Source organism: Burkholderia sp. BCC1988, assembly GCF_905339895.1.
Classification (GTDB): Bacteria; Pseudomonadota; Gammaproteobacteria; order Burkholderiales; family Burkholderiaceae; genus Burkholderia.
On sequence record NZ_CAJPHA010000017.1, the window covers coordinates 148288 to 173849 of the forward strand.

A 25562-nucleotide genomic window follows, 5' to 3' on the forward strand; every position below is an offset into this window, starting at 1 on the left:
TGACTGCGTGACCGTGTGACCGCCCGACTGCCCGACTGCCCGACTGCCTGATTGCTCGACGTCTGACTGCCTGACCGCCTGACCGCCCGACTGCTGGCCGCCGCGTGCGCACCCGCCGGCAACGCCATCACCTCGTTTTCCTGACGCCACGCCGGCAAGTGTTCGGCGTGGTGCTCACCAACCTGCCGGCGCCGACCGCGTCGCAGCGGGGAGTCGCGGCTTGACGGCCCGTCACGGGTTCGCGCCCGGCGTCGGATCATCCGGCCGCATCCCTGTTGTCCGCCCGTCGTCCGGCAAAGCCGCTTCGACGTCGCGGAAATCTCCTGACCTTTCATGCGCCGGGCGTCCTCGCGGCCGGCGCCCGCCGTCCGGTGCGCGCGCGACGTTCCGGTCGCACCGGGCGCCGCGGGCCGCGAGCGCGCATTCCACACAAACATGCGGTTTGCGAGTGTCGAACGCGTTTCGGATGCCGCGCGGCCAATTTTGTCGGCGCAATCTGCCGCGCGTATCACTTTACGATTTCCTTCGTCGCGCACGTATCGCGCAGCGGTCGCGACGCGGCATCGAGCCGATGGCGGTACGCGTGGTCACGCAGCAAATCATGCTGCGCGGGCGGTCCAAAACGGTCGAATCGTATCGTGCAGCCGCCCCGAATCGCGATAACCCGCATTTTGGCGATGCTTAAATGAACTCAATGCGCACGACGTCGCGCCCGCGACCAGCACACGGGCACGACGGGATTCTCGAACCACGCTGGACCCCAGGACCCACTTTCCACAGTCAGGAGCAGTTCGGATGAGCGACGATATCGACAACGGCAGCAAGGGCGGCTTCACGCGCCGCGACATGATGCGGGTCATGGCGGCGAGCGGCATGATGGCCGCCGGCGCCGGCGGGCTGCTGATGCAACCCGGGACTGCCTTTGCGGCACCCGCGCCCAAGCGCGGCGGCAAGATTCGGGTTGCGAACGAATCGGGCTCGACGGCCGATACGCTCGACCCGGCCAAGGGTTCGACGGGCGCCGACTACATTCGTTTCTTCATGTTCTACAGCGGCCTCACGCAGCTCGATGCGAGCCTGACGCCGCAGATGAATCTCGCCCAGTCGTTGCAGACGACCGACGCGAAGACGTGGATCATCAAGCTGCGCAAGGGCGTCACGTTCCACGACGGGAAGCCGGTCACGCCGGCCGACGTGGTGTACTCGCTGATGCGCCACAAGAACGCGGCCACCGCGTCGAAGGTCAAGCCGCTCGCCGATCAGTTCGCCGACGCGAAGGCGAGCGGCCCGGACGAGGTCACGCTCGTGCTCGCGAGCGCGAATGCCGATCTGCCGGTGATCCTCGCGACGCCGCAACTCGTGATCGTCAAGGACGGCACGACCGATTTCAGCACCGGCATCGGTTGCGGCCCGTACAAGCTGAAGTCGTTCAAGCCGGGCGTGTCGACCGTCGGCGTGCGCAACGACAGCTACTTCAAGCCGGGGATGCCGTACCTCGACGAGATCGAGCTGATCGGCATCAGCGACAGCGCCGCGCGCCTGAACGCGCTGCTGTCGGGCGACGTGCACCTGATCAACGCGATCGATCCGCGCTCGACGCAGCGGGTCGCGTCGACGCCGGGCTATGCGCTGCAGGAAACCAAGTCGGGGCTCTATACCGACCTGATCATGCGCAGCGACAACCCGATCGTCGCGAACCCCGATTTCGTCGAAGGGATGAAGTACCTGTTCAATCGCGAGCAGATCCGCTCGGCTGTGTTCCGCGGCTACGCGGTGATCGGCAACGACCAGCCGATCCCGCCGGGGCATCGCTACTTCAACGCGTCGCTGCCGCAGCGGCCGTACGATCCGGACAAGGCGAAGTTCCTGTTCCAGAAGGCGGGCGCGCTGGGCGCCGCGCTGCCGCCGATCTATGCGACCTCCGACGCGAACGGGTCGATCGAGATGGCCGTGCTGCTGCAGCAGGCCGGCCAGAAGATCGGGCTGAACCTGCAGGTGAACCGCGTGTCGGCGGACGGCTACTGGTCGAATCACTGGATGAAGCATCCGCTCGGCTTCGGCAATATCAACCCGCGTTCGAGCGCCGACGTGCTGTTCACGCAGTTCTTCAAGTCGGACGCGCCGTGGAACGAGTCGGGCTGGAAGAACCCGAAGTTCGACCAGCTGCTGCTCGCCGCGCGCTCGGAAACCGACGACGCGAAGCGCAAGCAGATGTACGGCGACATGCAGGTGCTCGTCGCGCAGCAGTGCAGGGTCGGCATCCCGGCCTTCATCAGCTTCCTCGACGGCTACGACAAGCGGATCGCGGGCCTCGGCTCGATCCCGACCGGCGGGATGATGGGCTTCATGTTCGCCGAGCACGTGTGGTGGAACGCCTGACGCCGGCGCGTGCCGCCGCCGTGCGGCCGGTGCGGATTGCCGCGCCGGCCGCACGCGGCCTTTACGGGAGTGAAGTTTCATGAATCGAATCCTGCTTGGACTGATCGGCCGGCGCATCGCGGTCACCGCGCTGACGCTGCTGATCGTGTCCGCGATCATCTTCACGATCACGAACCTGCTGCCGGGCGATGCCGCGCAGGCCGCGCTCGGCCAGTCGGCGACGCCCGAGACGGTCGCCGCGCTGCGCCAGCAGTTCGGCCTCGACATGCCGGCCCACGTGCGCTACCTGAACTGGCTCACCGGGCTGCTGCACGGCGATTTCGGCCGTTCGCTGTCCGGCGACATGCCGGTGTCGGCGATGATCGGCGGGCGCCTGCCGAAGTCGCTCGCGCTCGCGGCGATCACGACCGCCGTGTCGGTGCCGATCGCGCTGCTGCTCGGCATCCTCGCGGCGGTCAAGCGCGAGTCGGTGGTCGACCGCGTGATCAGCCTCGGCACGCTGGCGCTCGTCGCGACGCCTGAGTTCCTGATCGCGACCGTCGCCGTGCTCGTGCTCGCCGTGAAGCTGCACTGGCTGTCCGCGCTGTCGTACAGCGGCCCGATCGAGAGCCTGCACGATTTCCTGCGCGCGTACGCGATGCCGGTGCTGACGCTGTGCGCGGTCGTGATCGCACAGATGGCGCGGATGACGCGCGCCGCGGTGATCGAGCAGTTGAGCGCGTCGTATGTCGAGATGGCCGTGCTGAAGGGCGCGAGCCCCGCGCGCGTCGTGCTGCGCCATGCGCTGCCGAACGCGATCGGGCCGATCGCCAATGCGATCGCGCTGAGCCTGTCGTACCTGCTCGGCGGCGTGATCGTCGTCGAGACGATCTTCAACTATCCGGGCCTCGCGAGCCTGATGGTCGATGCGGTCGGCAATCGCGATTTCCCGCTGGTCCAGGCCTGCACGCTGATCTTCTGCGTCGCCTACCTGACGCTCGTGCTGTTCGCCGACCTCTGCTCGATCGTGTCGAACCCGAGATTGCGGACCTGAGCGTCCCGCCCACCTTCCGAGATGCCGATCATGCACCCGACCGAACCCGTTCATCGCAGCAGCGCGCTGCCGCCGTCAGGCGAACCGCGCTCGCCGTCGGGAGGCGCGACGCCGCCCGCCGCGCCGTCCCCCGACCAGCCGCGCAAGCGCCGCGCCGCGCGCATCAGACTGACGACCGGCGGCCGCATCGGCCTGTCGATGGTCGGCCTGATGCTGTTCATCGCGGTGTTCGCGCCGCTGCTCGCGCCGCACGACGTCGGCGCGATCGTCACGCCGGACGTGTTCGCGCCGTTCAGCGCGAAGCTGCCGTTCGGCGCCGACTTCCTCGGCCGCGACATGCTGAGCCGGATCCTGTACGGCACCCGGCTGACCGTGCTGCTCGCGCTCGCGGCCGTGCTGCTCGCCGCGCTGACCGGCACGACGCTCGGGCTGCTCGCGACCGTGTCGGGCCGCGCGGTCGACGAGACGATGAGCCGGCTGCTCGACGCGCTCACGTCGATTCCGTCGAAGATGTTCGCGCTGATGTTCGTCGCGGCCTTCGGCTCGTCGCTGCCGCTGCTGGTCCTCACCGCCGCGGTCAGCTACATGCCGGGCTCGTACCGGATCGCACGCGCGCTGGCGGTCAACATCAGCACGCTCGAATTCGTGCAGGTGGCGCGGGCGCGCGGCGAGAGCGCGCTGTACATCGCCTGTGTCGAGATGCTGCCGAACATGATCCATCCGATGCTCGCCGATACGGGGCTGCGCTTCACGTTCGTCGTGCTGCTGCTGAGCGGCCTGAGCTTTCTCGGGCTCGGCGTGCAGCCGCCGTACGCGGACCTCGGCTCGCTCGTGCGCGAGAACATCGCGAGCCTCGGCGACGGCTCGGCCGTCGCGATCATGCCCGCGGTCGCGATCGCGATCCTGACGGTGGGCGTCAACCTGTTGATCGATGGCCTGCCGCATCGCGGCCGCCGCAAGGGCGCGGCCGCGGCCGCGGGAGAACACTGATGCGAGATGAATCGACTCCCCTCGTCGAGGTGCGCGGGCTGCGCGTGGTCGGCGGCCGGCCGGGCGGCGAGGAAACGACGATCGTCCACGGCGTCGACTTCGAGATCGCGCGCGGCGAGGTGCTCGCGCTGATCGGCGAATCGGGCTCCGGCAAGACGACGATCGCGCTGTCGCTGATGGGCCATGCGCGCACCGGCTGCCGGATCGCCGGCGGCGCGGTGAAGATCGGCGGCACGGACGTCTGCACGCTGTCCGCGCAAGGCCTGACCGCGCTGCGCGGTCGCAAGGTCGCGTACATCGCACAGAGCGCGGCCGCCGCGTTCAACCCGTCGCGCACGATTCTCGACCAGGTGATCGAGAGTGCGCTGATCCACAAGACGATGACGAAGCGCGACGCGCAGGCGAAGGCGGTCGAGCTGTTCCGCGCGCTCGCGCTGCCGGAGCCCGAGACGATCGGCAAGCGTTATCCGCACCAGGTGTCGGGCGGCCAGCTGCAGCGGCTGATGGCCGCGATGGCGCTGATCACCGATCCGGAGCTCGTGATCCTCGACGAGCCGACCACCGCGCTCGACGTGACCACGCAGATCGACGTGCTGCAGGCGTTCAAGAGCGTGATCCGGCGCTACGGGATGAGCGCGGTGTACGTGTCGCACGATCTGGCGGTGGTCGCGCAGATGGCCGACCGGATCGTCGTGCTGAGCGACGGCGTGATCCGCGAAGCCGGCGCGACCGGGCAGATCCTGCATGCGCCGGCGCACCCGTACACGCAGAGCCTGATCGCGGCCGTCACGCCGAACGATGCGCAACGCGACGAGAAACCGGCGCCGGCCGAACCGGCGCCGCTGCTCGACGTGCGTGGTGCGGTCGCCGGTTACGGCGGCCGGACGGCAAAGGGCTGGCCCGCGAAGCTGATCCTGCACGAAGTCGACCTGCGCATCGGGCGCGGGCAGACGGTCGGCGTGATCGGCGAATCGGGCTCGGGCAAGACGACGCTCGCCAAGGTGATCGCGGGCCTGGTCCCGGCGGCGGCCGGGAAGATTCTGCTCGACGGCGAGCCGCTCGCGCTCGATATCGCCAAGCGCACGAAGGAGCAGCACCGCCGCGTGCAGATCGTGTTCCAGAACGCCGATACCGCGCTCAATCCGGTGCATACCGTCGAGCGCACGCTCGCGCGGCCGCTCGCGTTCTATCACGGGATCAAGGGCGCGCGTGCGCGGCAGCGCGTCGCAGAGCTGCTCGAACTCGTGCGGCTGCCGCCCGCGGTGGCCTCGCGGCGTACCGGCGAGCTGTCCGGCGGGCAGAAGCAGCGCGTGAACCTCGCGCGCGCGCTCGCGGCCGAGCCCGACCTGATCCTGTGCGACGAAGTCACGTCGGCGCTCGATACGGTCGTCGGTGCCGCGATCATGGATCTGCTGCGCGACCTGCAGGCGAAGCTCGGCGTGTCGTACGTGTTCATCACGCACGACATCGCGAAGGTGCGCGCGATCAGCGACGACATCGTCGTGCTGTACGCGGGCCGCCGTGTCGAAACCGGTAGCCGCGACGCGCTGTGCGCGCCGCCTTATCACCCGTATTCGCATCTGCTGGTGTCGTCCGCGCCGGAGCTGCGCGCGGGCTGGCTCGACGATGCGGCCGAGCGTTGCCACCGGCCGCTGGTGCCGATCGGCGAGCGCGAGAACGACGCCGAGCTGTGTCCGTTCCTGTCGCGCTGCGCGATGCGCGTGGACGGCGTCTGCAACCGGACGGCACCGGCGCTGCGCACGCTCGGCAACGGCGCGCAGGTGCTGTGCCATCGCAGCGAGGAAGACCTCGCGCGCTTCCAGGCGGAGCCGGCGCCGGTGGGTGCCGCGCCCGAGCAGCCGGTGCAGCTGTAGCGCGCGACACGCCGGAAGTTCACCGCGCGCGACGTGGCAAGTGAAGCGGCGAACGGCGCACCGCATAGTCTGCTGCGGCGGTCGCGCAAAACGGCGCTTTGTGCGCGTGCCGCGCGCGAATACGCGGCAACTGCGGTTTTTGATGGTGATTAAATGATTTCCCATGAACGGCCGCCGATCGTCGTCGCCGACATGCTCGAGAAGAATCCGATGAAATTCGAATCGTACTGGCTGGATACCCGCCCCGCGTTTCGCGCCGGCTGCGAAGGGCCCGTCGAAGGGCGCGCCGACGTGGTCGTGATCGGCGGCGGCTTCACCGGCCTGTCGGCGGCGCTGGCGCTCGCGCAGCGCGGCGTATCGGTGGTCGTGCTCGAAGCCGCGCAGGTCGCGGGCGAAGCGTCCGGCCGCAACGGCGGCCAGTGCAACACGGGCGTCGCACAGGATTACGCGTCGCTGGCCGCGCGCATCGGCGCGGAGCCGGCGAAGCAGTTCTATCGCGCGTACGAAAGCGCGGTGAAGAGCGTCGAGACGATCGTCGCCGAGCACGCGATCGACTGCGATTTCCGGCGGGCGGGCAAGCTGAAGCTCGCCGCGAAGCCGCAGCATTTCGCGGGGCTCGAAAAGACCTTCGACGCGTTGCGCCGCGATGTCGATCCGGACATCGAACTGATCGAGCCGGCGCGGATTCGCGACGAAGTCGCTTCCGACGGTTTCTACGGCGGACTCCTGCAGCGCAACGGCGCGCAGATGCACATGGGCAAGTTCGGCGTCGGGCTTGCGCAGGCAGCCGTGCGCGCCGGCGCACGCGTGTACGAGCATGCGGCCGTCACGCAGCTCGAGCGGCTCGACGGCGAGCGCCACGCGATCACCTGCACGCGCGGCAGGATCGTCGCCGATCGCGTGCTGGTCGCGACCGGCGCATCGCAGCACGGCCCGTTCGGCTGGTTCCGCCGGCGCATCGCGCCGGTCGGCAGCTTCATCGTCGTGACCGAGCCGCTGCCCGACGCGCAATTGAACCGGCTGTTCCCGCAGCGCCGCGCCTACGTGACGTCGCGCCAGATCGGCAACTACTTCCGCGTGACGCCCGACAACCGGCTGCTGTTCGGTGGCCGCGCGCGCTTCGCGATGTCGAGCCCGCGCTCCGACGCGAAAAGCGGCGACATCCTGCGCGCCGGCATGGCCGGGTATTTCCCGGAACTGGCCAAGGTGCGGCTCGATTACTGCTGGGGCGGGCTGGTGGACATCACCGCCGACCGGCTGCCGCGCGCGGGCCAGCACGACGGGCTCTATTACTCGATGGGCTACAGCGGCCACGGCGTGCAGATGTCGGTGCACATGGGCCGCGTGATGGCCGACGTGCTGTACGGCGCCGCCGCGTCGAATCCGTGGCGCGACCTCGAATGGCCGGCGATGCCCGGCCATTTCGGGCACGCGTGGTTTCTGCCGATCGTCGGCGCGTATTACCGGATCCAGGATTTCCTGCACTGAAGCGACTGCCCCCGGAGGATTGGATATGACCGCACGATTCGTTTGCCCGCTCGCCGCCGGCAACGGCCGCCGCGACGGGACCGGCGGCGACACGATGGCCGGGCCGGGCGCGCCCGGCGCCGCGCCGCGCGCTGCCGCGCAGGCGGCCGCATGAGGACGGCGAGCATGGTCACCCTGTTCCACGACGCGGACGAAGGCGCGACGCCTCGCGCACCGCGTGTTCCGCAGCCCGTATCGCCGGCGATCGGCGACGTGCTGCGCACGATCGATGCGTCATTCGCGCAGCCGCTGAACCTCGACACGCTCGCGGCGGTGGCCGGATTGAGCGTGTCGCGTTTCACCGCACGCTTTCGCGGCGAAGTCGGGTTGTCGCCGCACCGGTATCTGTGCCTCGTGCGCGTGCGGCGTGCGCAGGACTTGCTGCGCGCCGGCCTCGCGCCTTCGGTCGTCGCGACCGAGGTCGGCTTCTTCGATCAGAGCCACCTGTGCCGGCATTTCCGGCGGGTACTCGGGATCACGCCGCGCGATTACGTGGTCGCGCGGCCGGGCACGCCTGCGCGGCCGTCTTCGATGCGCGCGCACACCGAGCGCCGCGCAGCGTCGTGTCACGCCGCGTAGGCGCAACGGCGACGGGCACGCCTGACGGATGGCCGGCGAGCGCGCCGGCGAACGACCATTTCCGATATCGCGCGACGGTTTTCAACCCGGCCGCCGCGCACTGCACAGGAGCAGAAATGACCGCAGCTTTCGTGTTGCACCGTGCCGACGGCGCACCTTCGTCAACCGCGTTTCGCCAGCAGGCGTTCGGCGCGAACGATCCGTTCGCGCGCCATCGGGAGATCGCCTGGGAAGGGCCCGACGCGATGGCCGCCGGACGTATCGCCTTCGCCGGCGAACTCGACGTGGCGAGCTTTCCGCACATCGAAACCATCGCGATCATCGAAGGCGAGCTGACGCTCGAAGCGGCCGGCGCCGCACCGCTCGTACTGGGCCCGGGAGAAGGGGCCGTGATCGGCGGCGGCACGGCGCTGCGCGTCACCGCGGCATCGCGCGTGCTGTTCACGTTCTGCGCGGCCGCGTGCGCGACACCGACGCAGCGCGGCGTGTTCGCGCTGCGTGCCGACGCCGACTTCAAGCCGTCCGCGACGCTGCCGCCGGAGGTCCTGCTCGGCCCCGCGCCGCAATGCCGCAGCGACAACGTGTTCGTCGACGACGGCGCCGCGTACTGCGCGGGCACGTGGGATTCGACGCCGTATCACCGGATCGTTCGCCCGCATCGCGTGAACGAGTTCATGCTCCTGCTGGCCGGCAGCGTCCGGTTCGCGGCGCCCGACGGCAGCGTGCTGTCGCTCGGCGCCGGCGACGCGCTGTTCGTGCCGCGCGGCGCGTCGATCGGGTGGGAAAGCAGCGAGCGCGTGGCGAAATTCTACGTCGTGCAGAACGTCCACGTATCCACCGAACGAGACTGACCATGTCCCCTCCGCTGCGCCTTATCGAAACCTCGCCCACGCTGCCGGCCTCGGCCGACGTCGTCGTGATCGGCGGCGGCATCATCGGCGTCTTTACCGCGTACTACCTCGCCCGGCGCGGCATGTCGGTCGCGCTGGTCGAGAAGGGCCGCATCGGCGCCGAGCAGTCGAGCCGCAACTGGGGCTGGTGCCGGCAGCAGAACCGCGACGCGCGCGAATTGCCGATGGCGAGCAAGAGCATCGACCTGTGGGAACGATTCGCCGCCGAATCCGGCGAAGACACGGGCTTTCATCGCTGCGGGCTGCTGTATCTGAGCAATGACGAGGCCGAGCTGTCCCGCTGGGCCAGCTGGGGCGACTTCGCGAAGACCGCGGGCGTGACGACGTACATGCTCGACAGCAAGCAGGCCGGCGAGCGCGGGCGCGTGACGGGCCGGCAGTGGAAGGGCGGCGTGTTCTCGCCGACCGACGGCACGGCCGACCCGGGCAAGGCCGCGCCGGCCGTGGCGGCTGCACTGATGAAGCTGGGCGGCAGCGTCCACCAGCAGTGTGCTGCGCGCGGGATCGAACTCGAGGGCGGGCGCGTCGGCGGCGTGGTCACCGAGGCCGGCGTCATCAGGACGAAGACGGTCGTGCTCGCCGGCGGCGCGTGGGCGTCGTCGTTCTGCCGCCAGCTCGGCATCCGCTTTCCGCAGGCGTCGATCCGTCAGTCGATCCTGAGCGTGTCGCCCGTCGAACAGCGCTTGCCGGACGCGCTGTACACCTCCGGCGTGTCCGTCACGCGCCGCGACGACGGACGCTACGCGCTGGCCATCAGCGGCCGCGCGCGCGTGGACGTGACGCCGCAGTTCCTGCGGTTCGCCCCGCAGTTCGTGCCGATGTTCGCGAAGCGCTGGCGCAATCTGCTGCCGGGCGGCCTCGAGGGCATGCGCGGCGGCCACGAAACGCTCAAGCGGTGGCGGCTCGATGCGCCGACCCCGATGGAGGCGGTGCGCATCCTCGATCCGAAGCCCGACATGCCGACCGTCACCGAAACCTATCGTCGTGCCGTCGAATTGCTGCCCGAACTGCGCGAAGCCACGATCACGCACGCATGGGCCGGGTACGTCGACAGCACGCCGGACGGCGTCCCGGGTATCGGCGAAGTGCCGGGCGTGCCGGGATTGATCCTGGCGGCAGGCTTTTCCGGACACGGTTTCGGCATCGGCCCCGGCGCCGGTCACCTGATCGCGGATCTCGCCACCGGGGCGCCGCCGATCGTGGACCCGGTACCGTATCAGCCGGGCCGGTTCGCCGATTCCGCCTGGGGCAAGGTTGCCGATTTCTAGTGTGAGGCCGTCTCGCGGACGATGGTGGCGGCCTCCGGGCTTCCGCCGTTCGCCGGTGCATGGTATCGATTCAAGGACACCCCGCAATGCATTCACCCATCGATTCACCGGTTCGTCACCTGATGGAAGCCGGCAGGCTGGAGCGCTTCTTCATCGACGGCGACTGGGTCTTGCCTGACGGCGGCGACCGGTTCGCGGTCGTCAGCCCGTCCACCGAAGACACGCTGTGCGAGATCCCGCTCGGCAATGCACGCGACGCCGACTGCGCGGTGCAGGCCGCGCGCAATGCTTTCGAGCGCTGGGCCGCGACTTCGCCGCAGCAACGCGCCACACTGCTCGACCGCGTTCACGCGTTGATGCTGGAGCGTGCCGAACGGTTCGCGCTCGCGCTCGCGATGGAAATGGGCGCGCCGATCAATTACGCACGCGGCGCCCATGTGCCGCTCGCAGCCGAACATATCCGCGTCGCGCGCGACAATCTGGCCAGTTACCCGTTCCTGACACGGCGCGGGACGACCGCGATCGTGCGCGAGCCGATCGGCGTGTGCGCGCTGATCACACCGTGGAACTGGCCGATCTATCAAATCACGGCGAAGGTCGGCCCGGCGCTCGCGGCAGGCTGCACGGTGGTGTTGAAACCCAGCGAGCTGTCGCCGCTCAGCGCGTTGCTGTTTGCCGAAGTGATCGCCGATGCGGGCGTGCCCGCCGGCGTGTTCAACCTGGTGAGCGGCAGCGGAACCGAAGTGGGCGCGGCGCTCGCGTCGCACCCGGAGGTCGACATGGTGTCGATCACCGGGTCGACGCGTGCCGGCGTGCTGGTCGCGCAGGCCGCGGCGCCGACCGTCAAGCGCGTCGCGCAGGAACTTGGCGGCAAGTCGCCGAACATCGTATTGCCCGATGCGGACCTGTCGCGCGCCATCGCGCCGGGCGTCGCCGCCGCGTTCCGCAACATGGGCCAGTCGTGCAGCGCGCCGACCCGGATGATCGTGCCGCGCAGCGTGCTGGGCCGCGTCGAGGCGCTGGCCGTCGCGGCAACGCAGCAGCTGGTCGTCGGCGATCCGTTCGCCGACACGACGACGCATGGTCCGCTGGCCAATCGCGCGCAGTTCGGCCGGGTCGCGCAGATGATCGACGCGGGCCTCGACGAACGGGCGAAACTGATCGCCGGCGGCCCCGGGCGGCCGGCGGGATTCGACCGCGGCTTTTATGCGCGGCCAACCGTGTTTTCCGACGTCCGCACCGACATGACGATCGCGCAGCAGGAGATCTTCGGTCCGGTCCTCGCGATCCTGCCTTACGATACCGTCGACGAGGCCGTCGCCATCGCGAACGATACGGTCTATGGGCTCGGCGCGCATGTGCAGGGCACCGACAAGGAACGCGTGCGCGCGGTGGCCGCGCGCCTGCGCTCGGGTCAGGTCCATCTGAACTACCCGGCGTGGGATCCTCAGGCACCGTTCGGCGGGTACAAGCAGTCGGGCAACGGCCGCGAGTACGGGATCGAAGGGATGGAGGAGTACATGGAGGTCAAGTCGATCGTGGGTTTTGGCGATTGACGTAGCCGCTGCGTGCGAGCGCGGCCGCAGTACAGAATGGAAGCCGTCTACTTTCCGAAGGTGCCGACATTGGATAATTCCGACCTCCCCGAGACGTCCCTGAAAGCCCATTGCGCGCACTGGGCGACCTTGCGTCGCGACCTGCATGCGCATCCCGAGTTGCGGTTCGAGGAATACAGGACGGCCGACGTCGTCGCCCGCGAGCTTGAAGATCTCGGCTATGCGGTGTCGCGCGGGCTGGGCGGCACGGGCGTCGTCGCGAGCCTGCCGGGTGCGGACCGGGGCCGCGGAATCGTGCTCCGCGCGGACCTGGATGCGTTGCCGATCCAGGAGGCCAACGACTTCGCGCACGCATCGGGCGCGCAAGGCGTCATGCATGCGTGCGGGCATGACGGGCATACCGTCATGCTGCTCGGCGCCGCGCGCATCCTGAAGGGCCTGCCGCAGTTGCCGGGCACCGTGCATTTCGTGTTTCAGCCCGGGGAAGAGGGCGGCGCCGGCGCGCGCAAGATGATCGACGACGGGCTGTTCGCGCAATGTCCGACGGAAGCCGTGTTCGGCATGCACAACTGGCCCGGTTTGCCGGCCGGGCAGTTCGGGTTGCGTACCGGCGCCATCATGGCCGCCGGCTGCCGATTCAGGATCACGGTGACGGGCAAGGGCGCGCATGCGGCGCAGCCGCACCTGGGCATCGACCCCGTGCCGCTCGCCTGTTCGATGGTGCTGCAGTGTCAGACCATTGCCGCGCGGCACAAGGATCCGGTGGACCCAGCCGTCATTTCCGTCTGCATGTTCCATGCGGGCACGACGGACAACGTCATTCCGGACAACGCCGAGTTGCGCGGGACGATCCGCACGCTGTCGTCGGCATTGCAGCAACAACTGCAGCGCGACGTCCGGCTCGTGTGCGAAGGGCTGGCCGCGGCTTATGGCGCGCACGTCGACGTCGAGTTCTTTCAGTACTATCCGGCGACGGTCAACACGCCGGCCGAGACCGCACTCTGCGAAGCTGTGATTCGCGACACGTTCGGCGACGAGCGGCTTCACCCCGACGTGCCGCCGAACATGACGTCCGAAGACTTCGGCTTCATGCTGGAGGAGCGCCCGGGCGCGTACGTGCTGATCGGCAACGCGCCGGCGGGAGCGGCCGCGCCGGCGCTGCATCACCCGACGTACGATTTCAACGACGACATCATTCCGGCCGGCGTTCGCTACTGGGTCGCCTTGGCACAGCGTTACTTCACGCGATCGTCGTGAGTGCGTGCCGCAACGGCGGGCGACGTCCAATCCAATCCGGCTGAGACCGCGCGATTCGCAGGCGCTCGTACCGCGGAGACTCGAATATCGTCGGTCCGAGGTTGCCCGCGAAACGCGCGAGACAGGCGCTTTCGTGCATGCCGACCGCGCGCGCCGGTTGCTCGACCTTCGGCAGGTTGTTCAGCGAAGGCGGTGGACGGCGAATCGCCGTGCGCACGAACCAGGACTGAAATGGTCCGAAGCGATCAGGCAAGTCCGTGCGCAAGCAACGAGCGTGTCAAGCCGGAGAGGTCTCCGCAGTTTCCGGTGGCCCGTCGTCGCTATTCACGATACTCGTGTTCGTGCATGTGTTCATGCTCGTGTTCGTGTTCGCGCCACGGATCACGTTCACGCGGATGACGATGCATCCATGCCTCGTGCTCCCAGTAACGATGGCCGTCCCAGTAGCGGTCGCCGTGCATGCCAATCGTGACCGACACACCCGGCGCCGGGGCGGGCTCCTCGTACCTCGGTGGCGGTACGACGTAGGTTTGCGCGAAGGCCGTGCCGGCCGCGACGAGCGCGCCGCCTGCCACGAGTGTCGCCAGAATTCGGCGGTTTGCAATGGTCATGGGCTTCATAGCGCTGTCCTCCATTCAATACCGGAGAACGCGCACGATTCGTTCCCAAACGGGGCGGCAGCGCTTCGTTGCTATGTCAACCACGCCACCCGCGTCGCTTCGCAGCCAGCACCCATCCGGCGGCGGCACGCACGACGTCATCGTCGCTGCGGATTTGACATGCAATCGCTTCGAGGCACAGTGCGACGCTTAAAGGGAAGGAGTACAGAGCATGATGACGCGAAGCGTACGCACACGCGGACAGGTGTACGGCGCACTCGTCATTTCGGTTCCGATCCGACAAAGGAACACTTACATCGAATTGAAACGAAATGGAGGGAAACGGGGAAAAGTCTGACCAGGGGGAATCGAATTTGCGATCGAGGGGCGTGAAGATTACCCGTTCCCGCCATGCGATGTCGGGTCGAATATCACAACTATCCGAAGGGAAGCCCCTGCACCGCGTTGCGAGAAGGCGCGCACTCGTCGGGATCACGGTTTTCCGCATCAGGCCGCCCGGCGCAGAGGCGGCGAGTCATTGCGTCAAGGAAAGACGCGCCATGGCGTCGTCTTTCTCGGTTACGCATCCACGTGCAGACGGCATAGGTGTTGCTCATTGCGCTGGCGGTGTTCGCCGCCGTGAACGCAAGCATGGCGTCACGATGGACTGATGCGCGTCCGTAACCGGCTATCTCGTGCTCATGTCCATTCAATGGATACGTCCGCCGAACAGACCGAGCAGCCCGATGATGATCAGGTAGAGCGCAACGATGTAATTCAGCAGGCGCGGTACCACGAGGATGAGAATGCCGGCGATCAGCGAAACCAGCGGGCCGGCGCTAGTGACGATATTCATGCTTCCTCCGCAAGATTGGCAACGAGTGGCCACAGCCTGCCTTGCCTCCGGCACCCGTTACAGACGCGCGAGCCGGCGAGCGTCCAGCCTTCGACCGTCAACTCGCTGGTCACAAGCGCGAACGCTTCAGCCGTCGCAAGCGCCGTGCCTGCACCGACGTTTTCATCGCGATTCGCTCAGCGTGCCGGATCGGCATTCGCGGTTCGCGCACCCGTCAGCCTCAAGGAGAAACTCATGAACAAAGATCAGGTAAAGGGCCGCCTCAGGGAAGCAAAGGGCAAACTGAAGGAGCTGGTTGGCAAGGTCGTGGGAAATCCAACGGACAGATTGACGGGCAAGGCCGAACAGATCGTCGGCAAGACACAGGCATCATTCGGCGATGCGAAGGAGCGACTCAAGAAGCGGCAATAGAGCCTGACGTGGGAGACACCGAACTGGAAGCCATAGGCACTGGCTTCGCTCAACGCAGGTGAGGCGGTAAGTAATGAACCCCGAATTGCTCCGCCAGTTGGGCGAGCTGCCGATCGGCAGCGGTCCATTCGTTGATGAACGAATCATCAGCCGGCCTGACACGGGCCGGGCGGGACACCGTCGCCAGCGTGAGCCGACTACGAAGGTCAGTCCGCCGAAAACCCGTTCACACAACGGCACTGTTTACGTACGGGGAACCGCTCATGGGAGCGAACTCGTCGCCCCCCGTTCAAGCAACGCTGAATACGCGATATCGAAAGCTCGAATACTTGGTTGGGCACGCAAGGATGCTTCGCTAGTATCCAACGCTCCCATGCGAGCAGGAACCGGAAGGTTCCCGGTTGCGCCGCCCGTTGCGGCATTTCGCGACTTTCCAACGGCTGACATGTCTCCCCACTTGAATCCCGACGGCACGGCCGGCGACGTCACGCGCCGGCTGGCCGCAGCGATCGCGTGCGCCGAGCCCGCGCGTAATCCGCCCGCCATCGCTGCCGCGCGGCGCGGCCTGCTCGACTTCCTTGCCGCCGCGTTCGCCGGCGCTCGCGACAACGGTTACCGCAAGCTGCTGGCGGCGTGCGGTCGGGATTCGGCCGGCGCCGCAGCGGTGATCGGCAGTGCGATACCGGCGTCGCCGCAACATGCCGCGCTGCTCAACGGCTATGCAGGCCATGCGCTCGATTACGACGACGTGCACAGCAGCGTGCGCGGCCATCCCGGCACCGTGCTGCTGCCGGCGTTGCTCGCGCTCGCGCAGGTGCGCGCACGCAGCGCGCTCGAACTGCTCGACGCCTACGTCGTCGGCGTCGAGACGATGGCGCGGATCGGTCTCGCGCTCGGCAGCCGCCACTACGAACTCGGTTTCCACAACACCGCGACGCTCGGCACGCTCGGCGCGGCCGCCGCCGCGGCGCGTCTGGCCGGGCTCGATGCGGCGGCCACCGAAAACGCGCTCGGCATCGCCGCGACGCAATCGGCCGGGCTGCGCCTGCAGTTCGGCACCGAGATCAAGCCGTTGCACGCGGGCCTTGCCGCGCGCGCGGGGCTGTTCGCCGTGGCGCTCGCCGAGGCCGGACTGACCGGCGCACCGGGCGCACTCGACGGCCCGGAAGGATTCTTCGCCGTGTTCGGCGGCGGCGCGTCGCAGCCGGCGCGCGTGCTGGCCGACTGGGGCGCGCCGTGGCAGATCGTGTCGCCCGGCCTGTACTTCAAGCCGTGGCCGTGCTGCACGGCAACCCATTACGCCGTGCAGGCCGCGCTCGATCTGCGCGAGCGCCACCGCATCGCGCCGGCGGACATCGAGGGCATCGTGGTCACGTTCCCGCCGGGCGGCGACACGCCGCTGTCGGACCGACTGCCGGCCACCGGCCTCGAAGCGCGCTTCAGCGTGGAATACGCGGTGGCGGCCGCACTGACGGACGGGCCGCCCGGCGTCGCGACGTTCGCCGACGTGCCCGTGCGCGACGACCTGATCGCGCTCGCCGCACGCGTGACGCGGCGCCACGATGCCGCGGCGCCGCGCGCGTCGACCGATCCCGCGACGCGTTTCTCGGTCGTCGAGATTGCGCTGCGCAACGGCGACACGCTTCGGCAACGCACCGAACGCCTCGTCGGTGCCGACGACCTTGCCGCGAAGTTCGCGGACGCGACCGCCCACGATCCCGCACTCGCGTTCGTCCCGGAACTGATCGATACGATGCGCAGCACGGCCGATCTTGCCCGACTTTTCCACACCTTTACGTCGCTTCAATCATGAGCACCGAACGCAGCACACCTTCCCGCCGCCAGATGCGCCTCGGGTTGTTCCTCCAGGGCGCAGGACACCACGTCGCCGGCTGGCGCCATCCCGATGCCGAATCCGGCAGCGAGAACTTCGATCTGCTGCGCCGCGTCGTGCAGACCGCCGAGCGCGCGAAGTTCGACATGGTCTTCCTGGCCGACGGCTTGACGAGCGGCCCCGACGCGCATCCGTCGATGGCGATGCGCTTCGAGCCGCTGAGCCTGCTGTCGGCGCTCGCGATGCATACGCGGCACATCGGCCTTGCGGCGACCGCGTCCACGACGTATAGCGAGCCTTACCATATCGCGCGCGTGTTCGCATCGCTCGACCACCTGAGCGGCGGGCGCGCGGCATGGAACGTCGTGACGACTTCGTATGACCGCACCGCCGCGAATTTCACGCGCGGCAATCATCCGGATCACGCGCAGCGCTACGAGATGGCCGGCGAATTCGTCGATGTCGTGAAGGGGCTGTGGGACAGCTGGGACGACGACGCGCTCGTCAGGGACAAGGCGCGCGGCGTGTATTTCGACCCGGCGAAGGTGCACACGCTCGATCACGCCGGGCGCTTCTTCAACGTGAAGGGGCCGCTCAACGCGTCGCGCCCGCCGCAGGGCCATCCGGTCGTGATTCAGGCCGGCTCGTCGGGCCCCGGCCAGGAGCTTGCCGCGCGCACCGCGGAAGTCGTGTTCACCGCGCAGCAGACGCTCGAGGAAGCGCAGGCCTTCTATCGCGACCTGAAGGGTCGGCTCGCGGCATACGGCCGCGCCGAGGACGCGCTTGCCGTGATGCCGGGCGTGTTTCCGGTGATCGGCCGCACCGAGCAGGAGGCCAAGGACAAGTATGCGCAGCTCCAGCAATGGACGGATACGTCGGGCGCGCTGACGCTGCTGTCCGACCGTCTCGGCCACGACGTGTCGAAGTATCCGCTCGACGGCCCGCTGCCCGACCTGCCCGAATCCGATCAGCTGAAGAGCCGCGCGAAGCTGCTCACCGATCTCGCGCGCCGCGAGAACCTCACGCTGCGCGAACTCTACTATCTCGTCGCCGGCGCGCGCGGGCATCGGATCGTATGGGGCACGCCGACGCAGGTCGCCGACGCGCTCGAGGAATGGTTCGACGGCGGCGCCGCGGACGGTTTCAACATCATGCCGCCGTATTTCCCGGGCGGACTCGACGATTTCGTCGGGCAGGTCGTGCCGGAACTGCAACGGCGCGGCCTGTTCCGCACCGAATACGAGGGCACGACGCTGCGCGACCATCTCGGGCTCGCGCGCCCGCCGAGCCGCTACGCAGCGCGCTGAGTCAGACCGCGAAGCGCGTCAGGTCGAGTGCGATCGGCGCGCTGTCGCGGCTTGCCTGTGGGCTGCCGGCCGGGCCGAGCGCATGCGCGAGGAAGGCCCGCGTGCGCGTGCTTTGCGGCGCGCGGAACAGCTGCGCGGCCGACCCGTGCTCGACGATCACGCCCGCCTCGGTGAAATAGACGACGTCGCTGATTTCCTCGGCGAAGCGCATCTCGTGCGTGACGAGCACGCAGGTCATGCCGTCGCGCACGAGATCGCGAATCACCGACAGCACGTCGCCGACGGTTTCCGGATCGAGCGCGGACGTCACTTCGTCGAACAGGATCAGGTCGGGCTGCATCGCGAGCGCGCGGGCGATCGCGACGCGCTGCTGCTGGCCGCCCGACAGCTCGCCGGGGTAGGCGTGCGCCTTGTCCGCGAGACGCACGCGTTCGAGCAGCGCGTGTGCGGTGCGCACCGCATCGTTGCGATCGCGGCCGAGAATCCGGACCGGGGCGACGACGAGGTTGTCGAGCACGCTCAGGTGCGGAAACAGGTTGTATTGCTGGAACACGAAGCCGACCCGCTTGCGCAGCGCGATTTCGTCGCGCTCCGATGCGAGCAGGTCGACGCGCGTGCCGTCGACCTCGATCAGGCCGCGCTGCGGCCGCAACAGCCCGGTGATGCAACGCAGGATCGTCGATTTGCCGGAGCCGGACGGGCCGATGATGGACACGGCCTGGCCGCGGTGCACGTCGAGATCGATGCCGCGCAGCACGGGCGTCGTGCCGTAGGACAGGTGCACGTCGCGCAGGCGGACGAGCGGCTCGTCCGCGCCGCGCGGAGTTTCAGTGGAATGCATGACGTCTTTCGAGAAGGCGGGTGAAACGGGCGATCGGGTAGCAGTACGCGAAAAACAGGCCGAGTACCGTGAAATAGACGACGACGGTGAAGTCGGCTCGCGCGACGGTGTTGCTCGCGACCTGCGCGGTGTCGAGCAGGTCGTGCACGCCGACCAGCGACGCGAGCGCGGTGGCCATCGCGATGCTCGCATACAGGTTCATCCACGGCGGCAGCATGCGGCGTACGCATTGCGGCAGGATGATCCAGCGGAACACTTGCGCGCGGCTGAACGCGAGCGAGCGTGCGGCGTCCCACTGCGCATGCGGAATCGACTGGATCGCGCCGCGGAAGATTTCCGCGAAGTTCGCGCTCGCGGGCAGCGCGAGGCCGAGCGTTACCTTGAACCAGTCCGGAAACGGCAGCGACGCATGGCCGAACCTGATTTCGAACGGGAACACGTAGGTCGAAAAATAGATCAGCACGAGCAGCGGCGCGTTGCGGAACAACTGCACGTACGCGCGCGCCAGCACGCGCGCGATGCCGAGCCGCGACAGCGTCAGCGGGCCGAGTACGAGGCCGGCGAGCGTGCCGATCGCGATCGCGATCGCGCTGATGCCGATGTTGACCAGCATCGCCTTGCCGAGCGCCGGCAGCCATGTGGCGAGCGCGACGAGGGTCGGGTGACGGCGGCCCGCGACGGCCAGCGCGACGACGGCCAGCGCGGCCAGGGTTGCCGCGACGGCGCGCCATCGCACGAGGCGCGCGGGCTGCGCGTGCATGTCAATGGCCATAGCCGGGTATCCTCAGGCGGTGTTCCAGCCAACGTCCCGCGAGGTTGACCGTGAACGTGAGCGCGCCGAAGAAGAGCAGGATCAGGATCATCAACTCGAGCACATTGTCGCGTTGCGTCCAGATCATGATCGACGCATAGGTGACGTCGCCGACGGCGATCGCCGAGGCGACCGTCGTCATCTTCACGAGATCGACCAGGTTGTTGACGAGCGCGGGCAGCGCGAAGCGTATCGCGAGCGGCAGCTGCACGTGCCAGAGCCGCTGGCGGCGGCTGTAGCCGAGCGACTGCGCAGCCTCGAGCGTTGCGCGCGGTACCGCTTCGAGGCCGGCGCGCAGCGCTTCCGCATGGAACGCGCCCTTGTGCAGCGAGATCACGATGACGCTCCAGATGAACGGCGTCAGCGGATTGCCGCCCAGATTGCGCAGTGCGGCGCTGATCAGCATGTTGACGACGAGGAACGCGCAGAACAATTGCACGAGCGTCGGCGTGTTGCGGGTGACCTCGACGAATGCGCGCGCGGGGCGCGCGAGCGCCGCGCTCGGCGACACCAGCAGCGCGGCGAGCACGACGCCGCAGGCGAGGCTGCCGACCGCGGTCGCGATCGACAGTTCGAGCGTCACGCCCATCCCGTGCACGAACGACGCGCGTTCGTCCGGGGCGAGCACGAAGCTGTAATCGAGGCCGAACTTGCGGAGCGCTTCGACGGCGGCGGCCACCGTCATGTGCGCTGCGCCTTGAGCTTCGCGTGCAGGTCGAGCACGGCTTGCGACGGCGTCATGCCGTTCTTGCGCTCGACGTCGAGCAGCCAGCCGCTGCGGTGCCAATCCTGAACGATCCGGTCGAGCGCGCCCTGCGTGTCGGTCTCGCCCTTGCGGACCCAGATCACCGCCGGCGACGGAATCAGGTCGGTCGACAGCGGCGTCGTATAGTCCTTCCAGTCGGGGTTGCGCGCGACGAGCATGCGCAACGTCGGCGCGACGTGCACGGCGGCCACGCAGTTGTTGCCGCGAAGTGCGAGCAGCGATTCCGGCTGGCCGCGGAAGGCCTTCACCTGCGCGCCGTATTCCGTCGCGAGCGGCTTCGTGTAGTTGCTGCCTTGCGACACGCAGACCGGCTTGCCGCGCAAGTCGGCCCAGGACTTGATGCCGCTGTCCTTGCGCGCGATCAGCGCGCCGCCGATGGATTCGAACGGCGTCGGCGCATACGACAGGATCTCCGCGCGCTCCGTCGTCAGCTCCATGTTGGCGATCAGCGCGTCGACCTTGCCCTGCTGCAGGAACTGCACGCGGTTCGACGGCTGAACCGGTGTCAGCTCGACGTCGACGCCGAGTCGTTTCGCGACGTCGTTCGCCAGATCGACGTTGAAGCCGACCGGCTTTTGCGTCGCGGGATCGAGCGAGCCGAACGGCGGGCCCGACAGGATCACGCCGATCGTGATCGTGTGACGTTGATGGATGCGATCGAGCGTGCTGTCCGCGCGGGCGACGCCGGAAAAAACGGAAAGGAGGGCGGCGACGCACAGCGCGTGGCCCGACGTAGTGCGAAACGATCTGCTGAACATGGGAAAGAGGAACGTTGTTTGAGCGACGCGGGGCGGCGCATCGCGCGCCCGGTTGTCGGGAGCTCGTATTTTCGGGATGTGGAACGCATCCAAGAACCAAGAAATTCTCATACCGTTATCTGGTCCTTAGATTTACGCAGAGGAAGGCGGCGCTCTAGCGGCTGGAATGGCGATGTGGCGGAGGGTTTATGCAGGTTACCCACTCCGCCGTGCACGGCTTCGCAACCGCACGCTACGCTGACCGCCCGATTACCGTTTTGTAATCAAAGGCGTTTGCGCCCGCACGCAGCGATCCCTTGTCACCGTTTGCCGGTAACATCGCCGGATGTCATCACGAAAGCGACGGAGCCGGCCATGCGTATCCTGATAGTCGAAGACGAACCGAAGACGGGGGCCTACCTGAAGAAGGGGCTCGAGGAATCGGGCTTCAGCGTCGATCTTGCGAAGGACGGCGGCGAAGGGCTGACGCTCGCGCAGGAAGAGCGTTACGACGTGATCGTGCTCGACGTGATGCTGCCCGTGCTCGATGGCTGGGGCGTGCTCAAGCGGCTGCGCGACACGCATACGACGCCGGTGCTGTTCCTGACCGCGCGCGACGACGTGCAGGATCGCGTGCACGGCCTCGAACTCGGCGCCGACGACTACCTCGTGAAGCCGTTCGCGTTCGTCGAGCTGCTTGCCCGCATCCGGACGCTCGCGCGTCGCGGGCCGCCGCGCGAGACCGAACACCTGGCGGTCGGCGATCTGGAAATCGACGTGGTGCGCCGCCGCGTGAAGCGCGGCGCCACGCGCATCGACCTCACGCCGCGCGAATTCTCGCTGCTGCAGCTGCTCGCGCGCCGGCAGGGCGAGGTGCTGAGCCGCACGCAGATCGCATCGTATGTATGGGACATGAATTTCGACAGCGACACCAACGTCGTCGAGGTCGCGATCCGGCGCCTGCGCGCGAAGATCGACGACGCGTTTCCGGTCAAGCTGATCCATACCGTGCGCGGCGTCGGCTATGTGCTCGAACCGAAGGACGACGCATGACGCGGCCGCGCTCGCTTGCCGCGACGCTCGCGCTCGCGTTCGCCGCGACCACGCTCGCCGCGTTCGCGCTGGTCGGCGCATACGTGTATGCGGGCCTCGAACGGCAGGTGAACACGCAGGACGACCTCGACATCGTGCTGGCCGCGCGCCACACGCGCCGGCTCGCGGGCGAGCTCGAGTCGCTCGATGCAGTCCGCACGCATGCCGAGCGGTTGACGAGCCAGGTGCTCGGCAACGAGGCGCTGTCGATGGCCGCCGTCGATGCGCGCGGCGACGTGCTCGCGCGCCACAACGTGCGGCTCGCCGCGCTCGACGATGCGCCTGCCGCCGCGTCGGTTCCGCTGGCCGACGCGCAGCTGTTCGCGCCGCATGCGGCGCCGGTTCCGGCGGACGAGCGGATCACGGCCGACCGGCTCGTCACGTGGACGGCCGACAACGGCACGCCGATGCGTGGCGTCGTGATCGAGGCCGCGCTCGGCGACCGCACGCCGATCCGCATCGCGATCGCGCGCAACATGCACGACCGCGCCGACCTGCTCGACGGCTACCGCGACCGGCTCGAGATCGCCGGCGGGCTCGGCGCGCTGTTCGCGCTGCTGCTCGGCTACTGGCTGATCCGCACGGCGCTCGCGCCGCTGCGCGAGATCGTCGACAACACCGGCCGGATCACCGTCGACAAGCTCGACACGCGGCTCGACGCGTCGCGTGCACCGAGCGAGCTGCGCGCGCTCGTCGACGCGCAGAACGCGATGCTCGGCCGCCTGCAGCAGGCATTCGCGCATCTGTCGCAATTCAGCGCCGATCTCGCGCACGACCTGCGCACGCCGCTGAACAACATGCGTGGCGCCACTGAAGTCGCGCTCGCGCGGCCGCGTGCGGCCGACGAGTACCAGGCGCTGCTCGAATCGAATCTCGAGGAATACGATCGTCTCGCACGGATGATCGAGAACGTGCTGTTTCTCGCGCGCGCCGAGCATCCGAGCTTCGTCACGCGGCAGCGCGCGTTCGACGTGCACGACGAACTCGAGCGCATCGCGGAGTATTTCGAGGGGCTCGCGGACGAAGCGGGCTCGACGTTGCGCGTCGAAGGGCGGGGGCAACTGACCGCCGACGTCGAGCTGTTTCGTCGCGCCGTCGGCAACCTGCTCGCGAACGCGCTGCGTTACACGCCCGCCGGCGGCGTCATTACGCTGAGTGTCGATGACGCCGCCGACGCGGTGCGCGTCGTCGTCGCGAATCCGGGCGAGCCGATCGATCCGGCGCTGCTGCCGCGGATCTTCGACCGGTTCGTGCGCGGCGATCCCGCCCGCAGCGGCGGGGTGCCGGGCGGCACGGCCGGGCTCGGCCTCGCGATCGTGCGCTCGGTGATGGAACTGCACGGCGGCACCGCGCAGGTCGAAAGCGACGCGCGCGGCACGCGCTTCGTGCTCACGTTCAACCGGCCGTCGGCTGCGTGACGACGGGATCGGGTAACGCGGCGACCGGGCGTTCGTGCGTGCCGGTGTTCGATTCCTCATCCGCGCTCGCTTGCCAGCCGCCGCCCAGCGCCTTCAACAACCCGACCGCGGCCTCCATCCGGCGCGCGTCGATCTGATCGGCCGTGCGCCGGTTCGTCAGCGCGATCGTCTGCGCGGTCACCACGTCCAGATAGCTGACGGCGCCGGCGTTGAAGCGATTCGTCGTCAGCCGCAGCGACAGGTCGGCCGCGTCGGTCGCGCGCTGCTGGCTGCCGGCTTCGGACGCGAGCGCATCGATCGTCGACAACTGATCCTCGACCTGCTGGAACGCGACGAGTACGGTCTGCCGGTAATCTGCGACCGCGCCGTCGTACTGCGCATGCGCGCCGCGCAGCGATGCGCTGCGGCGACCGCCGTCGAACAGCGTGCCGGCGAGTTGCGGGCCGAGCGACCAGAACAGGCTCGGCGCGGCGAGCCACGGCGCGAAGAACGAACTCTCGAGGCCGGCGCTTGCCGACAGCACGAGATCGGGAAAGAACGCGGCACGCGCCTCGCCGATCTGCGCGTTCGCGGCCGCCACACGGCGCTCGGCGGCCGCGATGTCGGGCCGCCGTTCGAGCAGTTCCGACGGCATGCCGGCCGGAATGGCCGGCACGTGGAACGCCTGCACGCGCGGCGGCAGCGCGAACGTCGACGCGCTTTCGCCGACGAGCGTCGCGATCGCGTGCTGCAACTGCGCACGCGACGCGTCGATGTCGGTGTCCTGCGTGCGCGTCGATTCGAGTTGCGTCTCGGCTTGCGCGACCGCCGACGCATCGATCGCACCGGCCGCGAGCTGCTGCTTGAGCAGCGTCAGCGCGTCCGCGTATGCACGCACCGTGTCATCGAGCAACTGCTTTTGCGTGTCGAGCGAGCGTAGCGCGAAATAATCGGTCGCGAGTTCCGCCGTGACCGACAGCTTCACGGCCTGCAGGTCGGCCGTGCTCGCCGCGGCGTTCGCCTGCGCGCCCGTCACCGCGTCGCGCACGCGGCCGAACACGTCGGGTTCCCAGCTCGCGGCGACGCCGGCCTGGTAGTCGGGCGTCGTCTTGCCGGCGAGCGACGAGCCGAGCCGGTTCTGCGACACGCGCGCGCGGCTCTGCGCGGCACCCGCCGTGATCGTCGGCAGAAACCCGGCGTGCTGGTAGTCGACCATCGCGCGTGCCTGTTGCAGATCGGCGACGGCTTTTTTCACCGTCTGGTTCGACACGTCGACGCGCGCTTCGAGCGCGTTCAGGTCGGCGTCGCCGAACAGGGTCCACCATGCACCGCGCGCGGTCGCATCGGCCGGCATCGCGACGTGCCAGCCGGCCTGCGCGGTCGGTGCGCCCGCGTAGTGCGCGGGTACCGCGACGGCGGGCGGTGAATAGGGTGGCAACGTCGAGCACGCGGTCAACGTGGCCAATGCCGCGGCGGCGCCGAGCGCGACGGCGTGGCGGGCGAACGGGAGCGGGTGAGGAAGGCGCATGGCAGGTAT

General features: G+C 68.5%; 23 protein-coding genes. 16 read left to right on the plus strand and 7 right to left on the minus strand.

Annotation, left to right across the window (positions count from 1 at the left end; translation table 11 throughout):
- Positions 1–795: 795 nt before the first annotated feature.
- The 11 genes from U4012_RS23985 (at position 796) to U4012_RS24035 (ending at position 13374) form a co-directional block, all read left to right on the plus strand.
- A complete protein-coding gene (locus U4012_RS23985; protein WP_044844270.1) occupies positions 796–2379 on the plus strand; it encodes an ABC transporter substrate-binding protein in 1584 nt (527 codons plus the stop codon).
- 79 nt (positions 2380–2458) lie between these two features.
- On the plus strand, positions 2459–3412 hold the full coding sequence (locus U4012_RS23990) for an ABC transporter permease (RefSeq protein ID WP_044844269.1): 954 nt from the start codon (positions 2459–2461) through the stop codon (positions 3410–3412).
- Between the two features lie 30 nt (positions 3413–3442).
- Positions 3443–4402 (plus strand): ABC transporter permease, encoded by a 960-nt coding sequence (locus U4012_RS23995; RefSeq protein ID WP_124487274.1) that lies wholly within the window; start codon positions 3443–3445, stop codon positions 4400–4402.
- Complete coding sequence (locus U4012_RS24000; protein WP_321801969.1) at positions 4402–6276, plus strand: ABC transporter ATP-binding protein; 1875 nt, start codon at positions 4402–4404, stop codon at positions 6274–6276. Before U4012_RS23995 ends, U4012_RS24000 begins: the two co-directional genes overlap by 1 nt.
- A gap of 153 nt (positions 6277–6429) precedes the next feature.
- Complete coding sequence (locus tag U4012_RS24005) at positions 6430–7764, plus strand: FAD-binding oxidoreductase (RefSeq protein WP_321801970.1); 1335 nt, start codon at positions 6430–6432, stop codon at positions 7762–7764.
- Between the two features lie 25 nt (positions 7765–7789).
- Positions 7790–7918, plus strand: a complete 129-nt coding sequence (locus U4012_RS24010; protein WP_260444565.1) for a hypothetical protein — start codon at positions 7790–7792, stop codon at positions 7916–7918.
- Between the two features lie 11 nt (positions 7919–7929).
- Complete coding sequence (locus tag U4012_RS24015) at positions 7930–8382, plus strand: AraC family transcriptional regulator (protein ID WP_321801971.1); 453 nt, start codon at positions 7930–7932, stop codon at positions 8380–8382.
- Positions 8383–8498: 116 nt separating this feature from the next.
- Positions 8499–9233, plus strand: a complete 735-nt coding sequence (locus tag U4012_RS24020; protein WP_321801972.1) for a cupin domain-containing protein — start codon at positions 8499–8501, stop codon at positions 9231–9233.
- 2 nt (positions 9234–9235) lie between these two features.
- Entirely contained in the window at positions 9236–10561 is a 1326-nt protein-coding gene (locus tag U4012_RS24025) for an FAD-binding oxidoreductase (RefSeq protein WP_321801973.1), read from the plus strand.
- An 86-nt stretch (positions 10562–10647) separates the two neighbouring features.
- On the plus strand, positions 10648–12117 hold the full coding sequence (locus U4012_RS24030) for an aldehyde dehydrogenase family protein (protein ID WP_321801974.1): 1470 nt from the start codon (positions 10648–10650) through the stop codon (positions 12115–12117).
- Between the two features lie 36 nt (positions 12118–12153).
- Positions 12154–13374, plus strand: coding sequence for a M20 aminoacylase family protein (locus tag U4012_RS24035; RefSeq protein ID WP_415750399.1), 1221 nt, complete (start codon positions 12154–12156; stop codon positions 13372–13374).
- 320 nt (positions 13375–13694) lie between these two features.
- On the opposite strand, the gene U4012_RS24040 is transcribed toward U4012_RS24035, so the two are convergent.
- Together U4012_RS24040 and U4012_RS24045 are read right to left on the minus strand one after the other, a co-directional pair.
- Positions 13695–13994 carry a hypothetical protein gene (locus U4012_RS24040; protein ID WP_044844263.1) on the minus strand — a complete coding sequence of 100 codons (300 nt, stop codon included), beginning with the start codon at positions 13992–13994 and terminating at the stop codon, positions 13695–13697.
- Between the two features lie 688 nt (positions 13995–14682).
- Positions 14683–14829: a DUF3096 domain-containing protein gene (locus tag U4012_RS24045; protein ID WP_082088472.1), complete on the minus strand. Its 147-nt coding sequence runs from the start codon at positions 14827–14829 to the stop codon at positions 14683–14685.
- Positions 14830–15063: 234 nt separating this feature from the next.
- On the opposite strand from U4012_RS24045, the gene U4012_RS24050 reads away from it, so the two are divergent.
- The 3 genes from U4012_RS24050 (at position 15064) to U4012_RS24060 (ending at position 18381) form a co-directional block, all read left to right on the plus strand.
- Entirely contained in the window at positions 15064–15240 is a 177-nt protein-coding gene (locus U4012_RS24050; RefSeq protein ID WP_124519856.1) for a CsbD family protein, read from the plus strand.
- A gap of 445 nt (positions 15241–15685) precedes the next feature.
- Positions 15686–17053: an MmgE/PrpD family protein gene (locus U4012_RS24055; RefSeq protein WP_321801975.1), complete on the plus strand. Its 1368-nt coding sequence runs from the start codon at positions 15686–15688 to the stop codon at positions 17051–17053.
- Entirely contained in the window at positions 17050–18381 is a 1332-nt protein-coding gene (locus tag U4012_RS24060; protein ID WP_321801976.1) for an LLM class flavin-dependent oxidoreductase, read from the plus strand. Before U4012_RS24055 ends, U4012_RS24060 begins: the two co-directional genes overlap by 4 nt.
- 1 nt (position 18382) lies before the next feature.
- Here U4012_RS24060 and U4012_RS24065 read toward each other — a convergent pair whose 3' ends face one another.
- The 4 genes from U4012_RS24065 to U4012_RS24080 are packed head-to-tail and all read right to left on the minus strand — an operon-like array spanning position 18383 to position 21557.
- A complete protein-coding gene (locus tag U4012_RS24065; protein ID WP_321801977.1) occupies positions 18383–19222 on the minus strand; it encodes an amino acid ABC transporter ATP-binding protein in 840 nt (279 codons plus the stop codon).
- Complete coding sequence (locus tag U4012_RS24070; RefSeq protein ID WP_124487261.1) at positions 19209–19994, minus strand: amino acid ABC transporter permease; 786 nt, start codon at positions 19992–19994, stop codon at positions 19209–19211. Before U4012_RS24070 ends, U4012_RS24065 begins: the two co-directional genes overlap by 14 nt.
- Complete coding sequence (locus U4012_RS24075; RefSeq protein WP_321801978.1) at positions 19984–20718, minus strand: amino acid ABC transporter permease; 735 nt, start codon at positions 20716–20718, stop codon at positions 19984–19986. The genes U4012_RS24070 and U4012_RS24075 overlap by 11 nt, the downstream gene beginning before the upstream one ends.
- On the minus strand, positions 20715–21557 hold the full coding sequence (locus tag U4012_RS24080) for a transporter substrate-binding domain-containing protein (protein WP_044844255.1): 843 nt from the start codon (positions 21555–21557) through the stop codon (positions 20715–20717). The genes U4012_RS24075 and U4012_RS24080 overlap by 4 nt, the downstream gene beginning before the upstream one ends.
- 354 nt (positions 21558–21911) lie before the next feature.
- Between U4012_RS24080 and U4012_RS24085 the strand changes: the two genes are divergently transcribed.
- Both U4012_RS24085 and U4012_RS24090 read left to right on the plus strand, forming a co-directional pair.
- Positions 21912–22589: a heavy metal response regulator transcription factor gene (locus tag U4012_RS24085; RefSeq protein ID WP_027786146.1), complete on the plus strand. Its 678-nt coding sequence runs from the start codon at positions 21912–21914 to the stop codon at positions 22587–22589.
- The gene (locus U4012_RS24090; protein ID WP_321801980.1) at positions 22586–24046 is read left to right on the plus strand and encodes a heavy metal sensor histidine kinase; all 1461 of its coding nucleotides are present in this window, start codon (positions 22586–22588) and stop codon (positions 24044–24046) included. Before U4012_RS24085 ends, U4012_RS24090 begins: the two co-directional genes overlap by 4 nt.
- Here the strand turns inward: U4012_RS24090 and U4012_RS24095 are convergent.
- Positions 24024–25553 carry an efflux transporter outer membrane subunit gene (locus tag U4012_RS24095; protein ID WP_321801981.1) on the minus strand — a complete coding sequence of 510 codons (1530 nt, stop codon included), beginning with the start codon at positions 25551–25553 and terminating at the stop codon, positions 24024–24026. The genes U4012_RS24090 and U4012_RS24095 overlap by 23 nt on opposite strands.
- Positions 25554–25562: the final 9 nt, after the last annotated feature.

What these genes read in the sequence shown, in the direction of transcription:
- U4012_RS23985 (WP_044844270.1), top strand. Translation starts at nt 796, where the DNA reads ATGAGCGACGATATCGACAACGGCAGCAAGGGCGGCTTCACGCGCCGC.
- U4012_RS23990 (WP_044844269.1), top strand. Translation starts at nt 2,459, where the DNA reads ATGAATCGAATCCTGCTTGGACTGATCGGCCGGCGCATCGCGGTCACC.
- U4012_RS23995 (WP_124487274.1), top strand. Translation starts at nt 3,443, where the DNA reads ATGCACCCGACCGAACCCGTTCATCGCAGCAGCGCGCTGCCGCCGTCA.
- U4012_RS24000 (WP_321801969.1), top strand. Translation starts at nt 4,402, where the DNA reads ATGCGAGATGAATCGACTCCCCTCGTCGAGGTGCGCGGGCTGCGCGTG.
- U4012_RS24005 (WP_321801970.1), top strand. Translation starts at nt 6,430, where the DNA reads ATGATTTCCCATGAACGGCCGCCGATCGTCGTCGCCGACATGCTCGAG.
- U4012_RS24010 (WP_260444565.1), top strand. Translation starts at nt 7,790, where the DNA reads ATGACCGCACGATTCGTTTGCCCGCTCGCCGCCGGCAACGGCCGCCGC.
- U4012_RS24015 (WP_321801971.1), top strand. Translation starts at nt 7,930, where the DNA reads ATGGTCACCCTGTTCCACGACGCGGACGAAGGCGCGACGCCTCGCGCA.
- U4012_RS24020 (WP_321801972.1), top strand. Translation starts at nt 8,499, where the DNA reads ATGACCGCAGCTTTCGTGTTGCACCGTGCCGACGGCGCACCTTCGTCA.
- U4012_RS24025 (WP_321801973.1), top strand. Translation starts at nt 9,236, where the DNA reads ATGTCCCCTCCGCTGCGCCTTATCGAAACCTCGCCCACGCTGCCGGCC.
- U4012_RS24030 (WP_321801974.1), top strand. Translation starts at nt 10,648, where the DNA reads ATGCATTCACCCATCGATTCACCGGTTCGTCACCTGATGGAAGCCGGC.
- U4012_RS24035 (WP_415750399.1), top strand. Translation starts at nt 12,154, where the DNA reads ATGGAAGCCGTCTACTTTCCGAAGGTGCCGACATTGGATAATTCCGAC.
- U4012_RS24040 (WP_044844263.1), bottom strand. Translation starts at nt 13,994, where the DNA reads ATGAAGCCCATGACCATTGCAAACCGCCGAATTCTGGCGACACTCGTG.
- U4012_RS24045 (WP_082088472.1), bottom strand. Translation starts at nt 14,829, where the DNA reads ATGAATATCGTCACTAGCGCCGGCCCGCTGGTTTCGCTGATCGCCGGC.
- U4012_RS24050 (WP_124519856.1), top strand. Translation starts at nt 15,064, where the DNA reads ATGAACAAAGATCAGGTAAAGGGCCGCCTCAGGGAAGCAAAGGGCAAA.
- U4012_RS24055 (WP_321801975.1), top strand. Translation starts at nt 15,686, where the DNA reads ATGTCTCCCCACTTGAATCCCGACGGCACGGCCGGCGACGTCACGCGC.
- U4012_RS24060 (WP_321801976.1), top strand. Translation starts at nt 17,050, where the DNA reads ATGAGCACCGAACGCAGCACACCTTCCCGCCGCCAGATGCGCCTCGGG.
- U4012_RS24065 (WP_321801977.1), bottom strand. Translation starts at nt 19,222, where the DNA reads ATGCATTCCACTGAAACTCCGCGCGGCGCGGACGAGCCGCTCGTCCGC.
- U4012_RS24070 (WP_124487261.1), bottom strand. Translation starts at nt 19,994, where the DNA reads ATGGCCATTGACATGCACGCGCAGCCCGCGCGCCTCGTGCGATGGCGC.
- U4012_RS24075 (WP_321801978.1), bottom strand. Translation starts at nt 20,718, where the DNA reads ATGACGGTGGCCGCCGCCGTCGAAGCGCTCCGCAAGTTCGGCCTCGAT.
- U4012_RS24080 (WP_044844255.1), bottom strand. Translation starts at nt 21,557, where the DNA reads ATGTTCAGCAGATCGTTTCGCACTACGTCGGGCCACGCGCTGTGCGTC.
- U4012_RS24085 (WP_027786146.1), top strand. Translation starts at nt 21,912, where the DNA reads ATGCGTATCCTGATAGTCGAAGACGAACCGAAGACGGGGGCCTACCTG.
- U4012_RS24090 (WP_321801980.1), top strand. Translation starts at nt 22,586, where the DNA reads ATGACGCGGCCGCGCTCGCTTGCCGCGACGCTCGCGCTCGCGTTCGCC.
- U4012_RS24095 (WP_321801981.1), bottom strand. Translation starts at nt 25,553, where the DNA reads ATGCGCCTTCCTCACCCGCTCCCGTTCGCCCGCCACGCCGTCGCGCTC.